This is a genomic window from Nonomuraea rhizosphaerae, from assembly GCF_019396405.1.
GTDB lineage: Bacteria > Actinomycetota > Actinomycetes > Streptosporangiales > Streptosporangiaceae > Nonomuraea > Nonomuraea rhizosphaerae.
In genome coordinates this window covers 1-12,214 of sequence record NZ_JAHKRL010000416.1, presented here as the reverse complement: position 1 = coordinate 12,214, position 12,214 = coordinate 1, and the positions used below count along the sequence as shown (strand labels likewise).

Here is a 12,214-nt window from a genome sequence, read left to right as displayed (position 1 = left end):
GATCGTCTTCCGCGACCCCGCCGACGTCCCCGAGGGGCTCGACGTCGTCCGCCGCGCCGCCGGCGCGCCCGCCGATACCACGGACGGGCGTGAGGTGACCGTGGCGGCCGAGCAGGGCGCCCAGTCGCTCGTCCGGGTCGCCGGGGCCCTGGACGCGGCCGGGATCGCGGTCGAGGACCTCGGCCTGCGCCGCCCCACGCTCGACGAGGTGTTCCTCCACCTGACGGCGGCCTGAGATGATCACGACGCACGCGGAGCCCCTGAGCGAGCGGCTGCGCTGGACGGTCCTCGACTCGCTCACCATCGCCGGCCGCACGTACTCCAGGCTCAGGGCGCAGCCGACGGAGATCGCGGCGTTCCTGGTGTTCCCGGTGATCATGACCGTGTTGTTCGGGTACGTCTTCGGCAGCGCGATCAAGCTGCCGAACGGCGGCGACTACCGCGACTTCCTGATGCCCGGAATCTTCATGCAGGTCATGGCCATGACCGCGACGGCTGCCGCGACGGCCGTCGCCGAGGACATGGCGCGCGGCATCATCGACAGGTTCCGCGCCCAGCCGGTGGCGCGCGGCGCCGTGCTCGTCGGGCGCAGCCTCGCCGACCTGTCCATGCACCTGCTGTCGCTGGCCGCCATGGTGGTGGCCGGGGTGACGCTGGCGGGGTGGCGGGCGCACGGCACGCTCGGGGAGTCTGCGGCGGCGTTCGGGCTGCTGGCGCTGTTCGGGTTCGCGATGATCTGGGTGGGCACCTACATCGGCCTGTTCGTCGAGAGCGGCGCGCAGGCGGACGCGGCGACGTTCGGGTGGCTGTTCCCGATGACGTTCCTGGCCAACACGTTCGTGCCGACGGAGGGCCTGCCGTCATGGCTCAAGCCGGTCGCCGACTGGAACCCGATGAGCGCCGTGGTGGCCGCCGCCAGGCAGCTGTTCGGCAACCCGGCGTCGCACTCGACGGCGTGGCCGATCCAGCATCCCGTCGCGGCGTCCGTGCTGTGGTCGGCGGGGATCATCGTGGTGTTCTGCCCGCTGGCCATCGACCGGTACCGCAGGGTGTCCCGATGAGCGGCGCGGAGCCGCCCGGCACGGGTCGCGCCGAGCGGCTCCGCCAGCAGAGCTGTACTACTTCTTCAGGAGTGAGCGCAGCACGTACTGCATGATCCCGCCGTGCCGGTAGTAGTCGGCCTCGCCGGGCGTGTCGATGCGGACCACCGCGTCGAACTCCACCTCGCCCGCCTTGACGTGCACGGTACGCGGGATGCCGCCCTGGTTGAGCTCCTCCACCCCGGTGATCTCGAACGTCTCCTCGCCGCTCAGCCCCAGCGATTCGGCCGAGCCGCCCTCCGGGTACTGCAGCGGCAGCACGCCCATGCCGATCAGGTTGGAGCGGTGGATGCGCTCGTACGACTCGGCGATGACGGCGCGCACGCCGAGCAGCGCGGTGCCCTTGGCCGCCCAGTCACGCGAGGAGCCGGAGCCGTACTCCTTGCCGGCCAGCACGACCAGCGGGGTGCCGGCCTCGGCGTAGTTGACGGAGGCGTCGTAGATGAACGACACCGGCCCGTCGGACTGGGTGAAGTCACGGGTGTAGCCGCCCTCGGTGCCGGGCGCGATCTGGTTGCGCAGCCGGATGTTGGCGAAGGTGCCCCTGATCATCACCTCGTGGTTGCCGCGCCGCGAGCCGTAGGAGTTGAAGTCTCTGACCTCCACCCCGTTGGCCTGCAGGTACTGGGCGGCGGGGGTGCCGGTCTTGATCGAGCCCGCGGGCGAGATGTGGTCGGTGGTGACCGAGTCGCCGACCTTGACCAGCACCCGGGCGCCGGAGATGTCCGTCACCGGCTCGGGCTTCTCCGGCATGCCCTCGAAGTAGGGGGCCTTGCGGACATAGGTGGAGGAAGGGTCCCACTCGAAGGTGTTGCCCGTGGGGATCGGCAGCGACGTCCAGTGCTCGTCGCCCTTGAACACGTCGGCGTAGTCACGCTCGAACATGTCGCGCCCGATCGAGGAGTGGACCACGGCCGCGACCTCCTCCGGCTCGGGCCAGACGTCGCGCAGGAACACCGGCGAGCCGTCGGAGCCGAGGCCGAGCGGCTCGTTGTCGAGGTCGATGTCCATGGTCCCGGCCAGCGCGTACGCCACCACGAGCGGCGGCGAGGCCAGGTAGTTCATCTTGACGTCGGGGTTGATCCGGCCCTCGAAGTTGCGGTTGCCGGACAGCACGGCCGTCACGGCCAGGTCGTTGGCCTGGATGGCGTCGGAGATCTCCGGCGGCAGCGGGCCGGAGTTGCCGATGCAGGTGGTGCAGCCGTAGCCGACGAGGTTGAAGCCGATCTTGTCGAGGTAGGGCTGCAGCCCCGAGCGCTCGAAGTAGCCGGTGACCACCTGCGAGCCGGGCGCCAGGGACGTCTTGACCCACGGCTTGCGGGTCAGGCCCTTGTCGACGGCGTTGCGGGCCAGCAGGGCGGCGCCGAGCATGACGTACGGGTTGGAGGTGTTGGTGCAGGAGGTGATCGCGGCGATCGAGACGATGCCGTGGTCGATCTCGAACGTCGCGCCGTCCTCCAGCGTCACCGTCACCGGGTTGTGCGGCCGGTCGCCGTTGAGCGGGGCGGCGTGCGGCTCGTCGCCGTTGCCGCCGTGGCCGATGGCCGGGGAGTCGGAGGCGGGGAACGACTCCTCCGACGCCTCGTCGGCGGGGCCCATGACGGTCGGCGCGTAGTCCTTCACCGCCGCGCGCCAGGCCTTCTTGGCGTCGGTGAGCGCGATGCGGTCCTGCGGGCGCTTGGGCCCGGCGATGGACGGCACGACGGTGCTCAGGTCGAGCTCGATGTACTCGGAGAAGACCGGCTCGGGGTCGGACGGGTCGAGCCACAGTCCCTGGGCCTTGGCGTAGGCCTCGGCCAGCGCGATCTGCTCCGCCGAGCGCCCGGTCAGCCGCAGGTACTCGATCGTCTGGCCGTCGATCGGGAAGATCGCGCAGGTGGAGCCGAACTCGGGGCTCATGTTGCCGATCGTGGCCCGGTCGGCCACCGGCACGGAGGCGACGCCCTCGCCGTAGAACTCGACGAACTTGCCGACCACGCCGTGCTTGCGCAGGATCTCGGTGATCGTGAGCACCAGGTCGGTGGCGGTGGCGCCGGCGGGCAGCTTGCCGTTGAGCTTGAAGCCGACCACGCGCGGGATCAGCATGGAGATCGGCTGGCCGAGCATCGCGGCCTCGGCCTCGATGCCGCCGACGCCCCAGCCCAGGACGCCGATGCCGTTCTCCATCGTGGTGTGGGAGTCGGTGCCGACGCAGGTGTCGGGGTAGGCCTTGCCGTCGCGGGTCATGACCACGCGGGCCAGGTGCTCGATGTTGACCTGGTGGACGATGCCGGTGCCGGGCGGCACGACCTTGAACTCGTCGAAGGCCGTCTGGCCCCAGCGCAGGAACTGGTAGCGCTCGCGGTTGCGTTCGTACTCGCGCTCGACGTTGCGCTGGAAGGCGTCGGGGTGACCGAAGTAGTCGACGATGACCGAGTGGTCGATGACCATCTCGGCGGGCGCGAGCGGGTTGATGCGGGCCGGGTCGCCGCCCAGGTCGCGCACGGCCTCGCGCATGGTGGCCAGGTCGACCACGCAGGGCACGCCGGTGAAGTCCTGCATGATGACGCGGGCGGGGGTGAACTGGATCTCCACGCTGGGCGCCGCCTCGGGGTCCCAGCCGCCCAGGGCGCGGATGTGGTCGGCGGTGATGTTCGCGCCGTCCTCGGTGCGGAGGAGGTTTTCCAGCAGGATCTTCAGGCTGTACGGGAGGCGTGCGGCGCCCTCGACCGCGTCCAGCCGGAAGATCTCGTATGACGCGTCGCCGACGCGTAGCGTGTCACGGCTGCCGAAGCTGTTCGTGGACACGGTGATTCGCCTCCTCCATAGACCATTTCTCAGTCAGAATCCTCCCGCACTCCGGAAGCGCTAAGTACGTTAGGTGACCCTAACCCGCAGGCGGCGGAGGATGTCTCGACGTCAAGATATCGCTGGAGGTATCTCGACATCAAATTAACTACGGAGGGCCGGACAGAATTCGCCCGTCGACCGTGGGCGGTCAGATGGGGGCCAGGCGCCAGAAGAGGAGGCCGACGATGACGACCGACAGCAGCGGCGCCAGGATCTTCTGCTCGAACTTCTTCCCGGTCTTGATCCCGATCTTCCACGGCAGCACGAACCTGACCGACAACGGCCACAGCACCGGACACCCTCGCTCGGTCATGCAGTCACCCACCACGTGGATGAGACAGCCGACGGCCACGGCCATGCCCAGCCAGGCGTACCCCACGTTCATCGACATGAAGACGGCGAAGAGCCCGGCCGTCATGCCGATGTTGATCATCACCGAGCCGAGCTTGTTGCCCGGGATACCGATGCCGATCGCGCGCAGCGCCAGCCCGATGAGCAGGACGACCATGATGTCGCGGCCGATCGGATAGGTGTTGGCCAGCCAGTGGGCGCCGAACCCTATCGCCACCGCGAACGCCAGCGAGTGCGTCGCGCCCCGGTGCCCGCCGCTGATCCAGTTGACCCCCTTGCTCAGCAGCCACGTGAGCGGCCCGAACGTCTGGGCGATGGTCGCGCTGGGATGGTCGAGGTCGGGCAGCATCGCGGCGCCCATGCAGATGATGGCGCCGGCGATGAACTCCGCCGGGTTGAGGGCGTTGGCCATGATCCCGGTCTCGATGTACGTGGACGACTCGGTCACCATCGGTATGGCGGCGAGACCGGGCGCGAGCCCCAGCCAGGCGATGGCCCCCGTCATCGCGTGCGAATGCCCCATCATGATCGAAACTGTACGGCAAAGACGTCCTTGACGCGCGGCGGCCCGCCGTGGCTCTGCGTTGATGTCCGCCCGGGAATTGCCTGGTAAGAGCACTCTCACCGTACGGACAGGGCGGGGATCACACGCCCTGGACCGAACCTTGCCCGGAAACGCAGACGAGGTCGTTTCCAGCGGCGACAGCACCCCCCAGCCCTGCCGACGCGGAACGACCTCGTCTGATGTGAACAACGGCGCCCACCTCGATCCTGTTCCCGGATTCCTGAACTTTTTCGTGATCTGTCTCACTCTGCCCTTTCGCTTGCGAACGACATGTTGTCGATATATCTTTGAAGCATCGAGAACAGTCGAGAACAAGGAGAAGAACATGACTTCCGCACAAGCAGCAGGCGGTTCGTGGCCCGACGCGCGTGAGTTCAAGCGCGCCGCCCGCGACGCGATCAAGGCCCTGAGCGACGCGTGGGAACAGGGCGGACACCACCACCATGGCCCCCGCGAGGAGCGAAGGCGCGGCAGGCGCGGCGGCTTCCCGCCGGAATTCGGGCGTGGCGGCCCCTTCGGGCCGTGGGGTCCGGGCGGTCCGTTCGGGCACCGTGGCTGGGGCGGCAGGGGCGGGCCGCGTAAGGCCAAGCGGGGCGACGTGCGCGCCGCGATCCTCGCCCTCCTGTCCGAGGAGCCACGCAACGGCTACCAGATCATCCAGGAGATCGCCGAGCGCAGCGAGGGCGGCTGGAAGCCCAGCCCCGGCGCGGTGTACCCGGCGCTCCAGCAGCTCACCGACGAGGGCCTGGTCGTCGCCGAGGAGAACGAGGGCCGCAAGACCTTCCGCCTCACCGACGCCGGCCGCAACTACATCGAGTCGCACGCCGACGAGGTCCGCGCCCCGTGGGACGAGATGCGGCCCGACATCGACGACAACACGGCGGACCTCTGGGACATCGCCCGGCAGTCCGCGTTCGCGATGATGCAGGTTTTGCAGACCGGGAGCGACGCACAAATCCGCGAAGCGCGTAAGACTCTTACAGAGACCCGGCGCAAGCTCTACCAGATTCTGGCCGACGGCGACCCGGGTGAGGAATGACGGCATGACCGGCGCCACACTGGAAGGCCGGTTCGGGGAGAGCGAGGAACCAGCCATGGACCCCAACGATCTCCGCATCGGCGACGCCGAGCGTGACCAGACGATGGCCGACCTGCGCGAGCACTTCGCGCAGGGACGCCTCGACCGCGAGGAGCTCGACCAGCGCCTGGAGCAGACGATGGCCGCGCGCACCGCCCGCGACCTCGCCAAGGTCACCGAGGACCTGCCGAACCAGCGGCCGTACGCGCCGCCGTCCCCCTATGGAGCGCACCAAGGCTTCGACAGGGACGCCTGGCGCAGCGCCATGATGGCGCACCGCGAGCAGATGCACGCGATGCGCGACCAGCAGCGCGAGATGCGGCGCCGGACGGGGCGGCATCCCGGGCACCGGCACGGGCCGGGGCCGTTCCTGCCGATCCTGTTCGGGCTGCTGATCGTCGGGTTGATCTTCGGCGGGTTCGGCATCTTCAAGGTGCTGTTCGTCGTGTGGATCGTGGCGATGGTCTTCTCGATGATCCATCGTCACTCGCACTGGCGACGGCACTGATCCGCGGGGCCGGCGTAGGCCCCTGGACAAGTTCGTATACAAGTCCGATCACCGCCGTCGGCGGAGGGCCGGCGCTCGGCACAATTCGGGCATGTTCCAACACCCGAACGGCCGTCATCACGTGGTCCGCGGCCACCGCCTGTGGGTCGAGCAGGAGGGCGCGGGCCACCCTGTCGTCCTGCTGGCGGGGCTCGGCCCCGCCGGGTCGCACGTGGTCTTCCACCCCCACTTCGACCCGCTGGCCGGCGACCACCGTGTGATCTACGTGGACCTGCACGGCCGCGGCAGGTCCGACCGTCCGGCCGACCTGCGCGAGATCACGTTCGCCGGCGACGTGGCCGACGTCGTGGCCCTGCTCGCCGAGGTGGGCCCGGCGCACCTGTACGGCTTCTCGTACGGCGGCCTGATCGCCCAGGCCGTCGCCCTGGAGCGGCCCGGCCTCGTCACCACGCTGACCCTGGCCAACTCCCTGCACAGCCCGGAGATGTGGCAGCTCAACCACGTCAACATCAACCGCGAGCTGGGCGCCCAGTTCCCTGAGACGTGGGAGCGCATCCAGGCGCTGCGGCGCTCGGGGCTGCGCTCGACGGACGCGCCCCTGCGGGCGGAGTTCGCGGCGGCGGCGCCGCTGGTGCGGTTCTACAATCCAGGGAACGCCGCTCTCCTCGCCACCGAGCCCGGCGCCCGCAACGACGAGCTTTATCCGCTTTTTTGCGGGGATGACGTGGATTTCGTGATCGGTGGGCAGGTGCCGCTGATCCCGGACTTCCGGCCGCGACTCAAGGAGCTGGCCGTGCCGCTGATGGTGCTGGCCGGGCGGTACGACCGCGCCCTGTATCCCGCCCTGCAGCGGGAGTTCCAGACGTACGCGCCGCGAGCCCGCTTCCACGTGCTGGAGCGCAGCGGCTCGTTCGGCCACGTCGAGGAGCCTGGAACGGTGCTGGAGCTGCTGCGCGACTTCTGGCACGCGTCGTGACGCTCACCGGCACCTTCTGGCGCGTCATGACGCTCACCGGCATCTTCTGGCGCGCGTCATGACCGTCACCGGCGTCCGGCCGCCGGGCTCGGTGCGGCGGAACTTCGGGCTGCTGTGGGCGGGGCAGTCGCTGTCGCTGTTCGGCGACCAGTTCATGACGCTGACGTTGCCGCTGCTGGCCGTGACCCTGCTGGGGGCGTCCCCGGCGCAGGCGGCGCTGCTGCCGTTCGCCCTGTTCGTACCGTTCCTGCCGCTGGGACTGCCGGCCGGCGCGATCGTCGACCGGCTGTCGCGCCGTACCGTCATGCTGGTCTGCGACGGGGTGCAGGTGGTGGCGTTCGGGGCGATCTGGGCACTGGCCGCGGCGGGCGGGCTGACGTTCCCGCTGCTGTTCGCGCTGATCCTGGTGAGCGGGTGCGCGGTGGTGTTCTTCCAGGTCGCCTACACCTCCTACCTGCCCAGCCTGTACGCCGAGGAGGCCGCGCTGCACCGCGGCAACACGCGGCTGGCCCTGTCGGAGTCGGCGGCCAAGGCGCTCGGCCCGATGGCGGCCGGGCCGGTCATCGCGCTGCTCGGCCTGGTCGGGGCGGTCGCCGCGAACGTGGTCACCTTCGCCGCCTCGGTAGTGTCGCTGGCGCTGATCCGGCACCGGGAGGTCGTGACGCCGTCCGCGTCGAGGTCGCTGCGGGCCGACATCGCCGAGGGGCTGCGGTTCACGCTGCGCCATCCGGTGCTGCGGCCGGTGCTGGCCTGCGGGACCGTGTACGTGCTGTTCCTGTCGATGGTGGAGACGAGCCTGGTGCTCTACTGCCGTGACGTGCTGGGCCTGGCGCCGCACTGGATCGGCGTGGTGATCGGCGCCGCCGCCGCGGGCTACCCGATCGGCAACCTGCTGTCGTCCCGGCTGATCGCCCGCCTCGGCACCGCTCGCACGCTCGTCCTGGCCGCGTCGGTGTCGGTGCTGGGCATCCTGGCGATGCCCGCGCTCGGCTCGCTGGGCGGGGTGGCGGGGGCGATCGGCCTGATCGGGGGCAGCGTCGTGCACTGCGCGGGCGAGGGCGCGTTCTCGCCCACCTCGATCACCCTGCGTCAGACGCTCACCCCGGGCGCGCTGCTGGGACGGGCCGCGTCGGTGCAGCGCTTCCTGCTGTGGGGGGCGGTCGCGGTCGGCGCCCTGCTGGCCTCCGCGGCCACGGCTCTGGGCGGGCTCGCGGCGGCGGTCTGGATCGGCGCGGCGGGGACGGCGCTGTGCCTGCCCGCGCTGCTGGGGCGCGGCATCCGTACGGAACTGCGCTCGTGACGGGTGTTGCAGGTCACCTGCCGTTTTCCCGCCAAAAGCCTTGATCTGAGGCGCGGTGGGTGACCGTCCTCCCGCCGCGCATCCCCCGTCCCACAGGCCAGTGCCGCGCACCTGCGCCTGAGATCGCACCGACCGGGCATGACAGCGCCATGAGTACCCTCACCATCCTCGTCGTCGTAGCGCTCCTGGCGGCGGTCCTGATCGCCCTCACCCAGCGGACCTGGCCCGTGGCGCTGCTGTGCATCGGACTGCTGATGGCCACCCTCGCCGACGCCGGGCTCATCGTGAGCTAGCGAGCGGCCTGCCCCCCGTCCTCGTCCGGCTATGGACGATCAGGCGTGAACGATCAGCCAGGTGGCGACGGCCGTGACGCTGCCGGACCGGTTGCCGATGATGTGCGGCCGGGCGCACGGATAGGTGATCGAGTCCCCTTCCCCGAGCACCACGATCTCCGACTCGAACTCGATCGTCAGCTCCCCCGCCGTCACCGTCCCCACCTCGTACCCGTCGTGCTTGAGGAACTGCCCGTGCGCCGTGGACACGGCGTTCGGCGGGTAGGTCGACTCGAAGAACTCGACGTCCGGCGTCGGTGCCGGCGACAGCCTGCGGAACGTCACGCCGCCGCTGAGCTGCACCGCCTGCACCTCCTTCGCCCGCCGGACGACCACGGCGGGATCCCTGGGCTCCTCGGCGGGCTCCCTCGGCACCTCGGTGCCCGGCGCGTCGAACACGGCCGCCAGCGGCACCCCGACGGCACCCACGTACGCGATCAGCCTGCTCACCGACGGCCGCATCACCCCCCGTTCGATCTGGGAGACCGCGCTCGCCGAGATGCCCAGCTCGCGGGCCACCGCACGCAGCGACTTTCCCGACCGTTCGCGCAGCTCACGCAGCCGCTGCCCGAGGAGGTCGCTCTCTTCCAGCTCCATGATCTCCACACCGGTTGTCACAAGGTATTTACATCGGTGCAATTCACAATCGGCGCCTGAGGTGTTAAGTGGTTACTTAACACCTCATCCTCTCCCCCAAGGATGCCGCACATGACACAGGTGCCCACCACCGCCGAGGTCAGCTACGACCCACGGCTCGCGAACGAGGACCTGGCCCCGCTGAAGAGCCAGACCTGGTCGTCCTACAACATCTTCGCCTTCTGGATGTCCGACGTGCACAGCGTCGGCGGTTATGTCACCGCGGGCAGCCTGTTCGCCCTCGGGCTGGCGAGCTGGCAGGTGCTGGTGGCGCTCGTCGTCGGCATCGTGATCGTCAACGTGTTCTGCAACCTGGTGGCCAAGCCGAGCCAGATCACCGGCGTGCCGTACCCGGTGATCAACCGCGCCGTCTTCGGCGTGCTCGGCGCGAACATCCCCGCGATCGTCCGCGGAGCCATCGCCATCGCCTGGTACGGCGTGCAGACGTATCTGGCCTCGCAGGCGCTCATCATCGTCTTCCTCAAGTTCTGGCCGGCGACGGCGGCGCTGAACACCGGTGGCTTCCTGGGGCTGCCGCCGCTCGGATACATCTGCTACGCCATTCTGTGGGTGGCGCAGGCGGCGGTGTTCTGGAAGGGGATGGAGTCGATCCGGCGCTTCATCGACTGGGCGGGCCCGGCCGTCTACGTCGTCATGCTGGTGCTGGCGATCTACCTGGTCAGCAAGGCCGGCTGGTCGAACATCAGCCTCGACCTGTCACAGGGCGACTCCCTGGGCCTCGCCGAGTCGATCCCGGTGATGCTGAGCGCCATCGCCCTGGTGGTCTCGTACTTCTCCGGCCCAATGCTCAATTTCGGCGATTTTTCACGATACGGCCGGTCATTCAAGGCGGTGAAGACCGGCAACCTCCTCGGCCTCCCCGTGAACTTCCTCTTCTTCTCCCTCCTCACGGTGATCACCGCCTCGGCCACCGTCCCCGTCTTCGGCGAGCTGATCACCGACCCGATCCACACCGTGCAGCGCATCGACACCCCGTTCGCCATCCTCCTGGGCGGCCTGACGTTCGTCATCGCCACGGTCGGCATCAACATCGTCGCGAACTTCATCTCCCCCGCCTTCGACTTCTCCAACGTCAGCCCGCAACGCATCAGCTGGCGCACCGGCGGCATGATCGCGGCGGTCGGCTCGGTGCTGCTCACCCCCTGGAACTGGTACGGCAACCCGGACGCCATCCACTACACGCTGGGCCTGCTGGGAGCGCTCATCGGGCCGCTGTTCGGCATCCTCATCGCCGGCTACTACGTCTGTGCGCGCCAGCAGGTGTCGGTGGACGACCTGTTCACCATGGAACGGAGCGGACGCTACTGGTTCCGTAACGGCTTCAACCCCAACGCCGTGTGGGCCATCGTCCTGAGCGGCGTCCCGTCGATCGCCTCGGTCCTGGTGCCGAAGATGCTGGGCGGCATGACGTGGATCGCCGACTACAGCTGGTTCATCGGCTGCGGGCTCGGCTTCGTGGCCCTCGTCATGCTGGAGCGACGCAACCCCATGATCACCTGATGCGCGTCAAGGTCATCAACCCCAACACCTCCCTGGCCATGACCGACGTGATCGGTCGCTGCGCCAGGGAGGTCGCGGCGCGTTCCACGTGCGTGGAGGCCGTGAGCCCCGCCATGGGCCCCGCCTCCATCGAGAGCCACTACGACGAGGCACTGGCCGTACCCGGCGTACTGGCGGAGATCGCGGCAGGCGAGCGGGACGACATTTCCGGATATGTCATCGCCTGCTTCGGCGACCCCGGCCTGTACGCGGCACGCGAGCTGGCCTCCGGTCCCGTCGTCGGCATCGCCGAGGCCGCCATGCACACCGCCACCCTCGTCGGCCGCACCTTCAGCGTCGTGACGTCCCTGTCCCGCACGATCGGCCAAGCTTGGGACCTGGCCCGCTCGTACGGCTTCGAAACCGCCTGCCGAGGCGTCCACGCCTGCGACGTCCCCGTCCTGGAGATGGAGTCTTCTCTGCCTGCCGTCACCGCCCTGTGCTCCTCGGCACTGGCGTCGGACGGCAGCGACTCCATCGTCCTCGGCTGCGCCGGCATGGCCCCGTTCCGCGGTGAACTGTCCCGCTCACTGGGCGTCCCCGTGATCGACGGCATCACCGCCGCCGTGAAGCTGGTGGAGTCACTGGTGGCGTTGGGCCTGCGCACCAGCACCCGCGACGAGTTCGCCCCACCCATCCCCAAGCCGTACACAGGGCTGCTGAGCCACTTCCAGCTCCCGTGACTCAGCGCCGCCCGGTTTCCAGGATGGCGGCCTCGATCCGGAGCAGCGCCCCGACGTATCCATTCAGGCCTGTGATTGATCAGGTGCTCTGGGGTGGCATCCAGGGGTTTCCGGCGAGGGCGTCGCGGAGGGCGTCGAGTGGGTGGATGCCGTGGTTGCGGGCGGTGCTGAGGTAGGAGCGGATGAGGCAGTAGCGGGCGGCGGTGCGCACGCTGCGCCAGCAGCCGCCGATCTTCATCTGGAGTTTGACCATGCGCTGGGGCTGCTCGGCGGGGTTGTTGGTGAAGGGCACGGCG

Annotated in this window: 11 protein-coding genes and 2 pseudogenes; 9 read left to right on the top strand and 4 right to left on the bottom strand. The window is 69.4% G+C overall.

Annotated features, from left to right (window positions below; genetic code table 11):
* Together KME77_RS29470 and KME77_RS21440 are read left to right on the top strand one after the other, a co-directional pair.
* Window positions 1-235: pseudogene (locus KME77_RS29470) on the top strand (daunorubicin/doxorubicin resistance ABC transporter ATP-binding protein DrrA); the annotation flags it as partial.
* Window position 236: 1 nt separating this feature from the next.
* A complete protein-coding gene (locus tag KME77_RS21440; protein ID WP_219470536.1) occupies window positions 237-1,061 on the top strand; it encodes an ABC transporter permease in 825 nt (274 codons plus the stop codon).
* 57 nt (window positions 1,062-1,118) lie between these two features.
* Here KME77_RS21440 and KME77_RS21435 read toward each other — a convergent pair whose 3' ends face one another.
* Both KME77_RS21435 and KME77_RS21430 read right to left on the bottom strand, forming a co-directional pair.
* A complete protein-coding gene (locus KME77_RS21435; protein WP_219470537.1) occupies window positions 1,119-3,893 on the bottom strand; it encodes an aconitate hydratase in 2,775 nt (924 codons plus the stop codon).
* 184 nt (window positions 3,894-4,077) lie between these two features.
* Window positions 4,078-4,806, bottom strand: a complete 729-nt coding sequence (locus KME77_RS21430) for a metal-dependent hydrolase (RefSeq protein WP_219470535.1) — start codon at window positions 4,804-4,806, stop codon at window positions 4,078-4,080.
* Window positions 4,807-5,170: 364 nt separating this feature from the next.
* Here KME77_RS21430 and KME77_RS21425 point away from each other — a divergent pair, with 364 nt between their 5' ends.
* The 5 genes from KME77_RS21425 to KME77_RS21405 all read left to right on the top strand — a co-directional run bounded on the left by KME77_RS21425 (window position 5,171) and on the right by KME77_RS21405 (window position 9,000).
* Window positions 5,171-5,884 (top strand): PadR family transcriptional regulator, encoded by a 714-nt coding sequence (locus KME77_RS21425; protein ID WP_219470534.1) that lies wholly within the window; start codon window positions 5,171-5,173, stop codon window positions 5,882-5,884.
* 4 nt (window positions 5,885-5,888) lie between these two features.
* A complete protein-coding gene (locus tag KME77_RS21420; RefSeq protein WP_219470533.1) occupies window positions 5,889-6,431 on the top strand; it encodes a DUF1707 SHOCT-like domain-containing protein in 543 nt (180 codons plus the stop codon).
* A gap of 91 nt (window positions 6,432-6,522) precedes the next feature.
* Window positions 6,523-7,407 (top strand): alpha/beta fold hydrolase, encoded by an 885-nt coding sequence (locus tag KME77_RS21415; protein ID WP_219470532.1) that lies wholly within the window; start codon window positions 6,523-6,525, stop codon window positions 7,405-7,407.
* A 58-nt stretch (window positions 7,408-7,465) separates the two neighbouring features.
* The gene (locus KME77_RS21410) at window positions 7,466-8,707 is read left to right on the top strand and encodes an MFS transporter (protein ID WP_219470531.1); all 1,242 of its coding nucleotides are present in this window, start codon (window positions 7,466-7,468) and stop codon (window positions 8,705-8,707) included.
* 149 nt (window positions 8,708-8,856) lie between these two features.
* On the top strand, window positions 8,857-9,000 hold the full coding sequence (locus KME77_RS21405) for a hypothetical protein (RefSeq protein ID WP_219470530.1): 144 nt from the start codon (window positions 8,857-8,859) through the stop codon (window positions 8,998-9,000).
* 39 nt (window positions 9,001-9,039) lie between these two features.
* On the opposite strand, the gene KME77_RS21400 is transcribed toward KME77_RS21405, so the two are convergent.
* Window positions 9,040-9,636 (bottom strand): helix-turn-helix domain-containing protein, encoded by a 597-nt coding sequence (locus tag KME77_RS21400; RefSeq protein ID WP_219470529.1) that lies wholly within the window; start codon window positions 9,634-9,636, stop codon window positions 9,040-9,042.
* Window positions 9,637-9,747: 111 nt separating this feature from the next.
* Here KME77_RS21400 and KME77_RS21395 point away from each other — a divergent pair, with 111 nt between their 5' ends.
* Entirely contained in the window at window positions 9,748-11,196 is a 1,449-nt protein-coding gene (locus KME77_RS21395) for an NCS1 family nucleobase:cation symporter-1 (protein WP_219470528.1), read from the top strand.
* Window positions 11,196-11,918 carry an aspartate/glutamate racemase family protein gene (locus KME77_RS21390; RefSeq protein WP_219470527.1) on the top strand — a complete coding sequence of 241 codons (723 nt, stop codon included), beginning with the start codon at window positions 11,196-11,198 and terminating at the stop codon, window positions 11,916-11,918. Before KME77_RS21395 ends, KME77_RS21390 begins: the two co-directional genes overlap by 1 nt.
* Window positions 11,919-11,997: 79 nt before the next feature.
* Here KME77_RS21390 and KME77_RS21385 read toward each other — a convergent pair.
* Window positions 11,998-12,214, bottom strand: a pseudogene (locus tag KME77_RS21385) (IS66-like element ISFsp11 family transposase); the annotation flags it as partial.

What these genes read in the sequence shown, in the direction of transcription:
- KME77_RS21440 (WP_219470536.1), top strand. Translation starts at nt 237, where the DNA reads ATGATCACGACGCACGCGGAGCCCCTGAGCGAGCGGCTGCGCTGGACG.
- KME77_RS21430 (WP_219470535.1), bottom strand. Translation starts at nt 4,806, where the DNA reads ATGATGGGGCATTCGCACGCGATGACGGGGGCCATCGCCTGGCTGGGG.
- KME77_RS21425 (WP_219470534.1), top strand. Translation starts at nt 5,171, where the DNA reads ATGACTTCCGCACAAGCAGCAGGCGGTTCGTGGCCCGACGCGCGTGAG.
- KME77_RS21420 (WP_219470533.1), top strand. Translation starts at nt 5,889, where the DNA reads ATGACCGGCGCCACACTGGAAGGCCGGTTCGGGGAGAGCGAGGAACCA.
- KME77_RS21415 (WP_219470532.1), top strand. Translation starts at nt 6,523, where the DNA reads ATGTTCCAACACCCGAACGGCCGTCATCACGTGGTCCGCGGCCACCGC.
- KME77_RS21410 (WP_219470531.1), top strand. Translation starts at nt 7,466, where the DNA reads ATGACCGTCACCGGCGTCCGGCCGCCGGGCTCGGTGCGGCGGAACTTC.
- KME77_RS21405 (WP_219470530.1), top strand. Translation starts at nt 8,857, where the DNA reads ATGAGTACCCTCACCATCCTCGTCGTCGTAGCGCTCCTGGCGGCGGTC.
- KME77_RS21400 (WP_219470529.1), bottom strand. Translation starts at nt 9,636, where the DNA reads ATGGAGCTGGAAGAGAGCGACCTCCTCGGGCAGCGGCTGCGTGAGCTG.
- KME77_RS21395 (WP_219470528.1), top strand. Translation starts at nt 9,748, where the DNA reads ATGACACAGGTGCCCACCACCGCCGAGGTCAGCTACGACCCACGGCTC.
- KME77_RS21390 (WP_219470527.1), top strand. Translation starts at nt 11,196, where the DNA reads ATGCGCGTCAAGGTCATCAACCCCAACACCTCCCTGGCCATGACCGAC.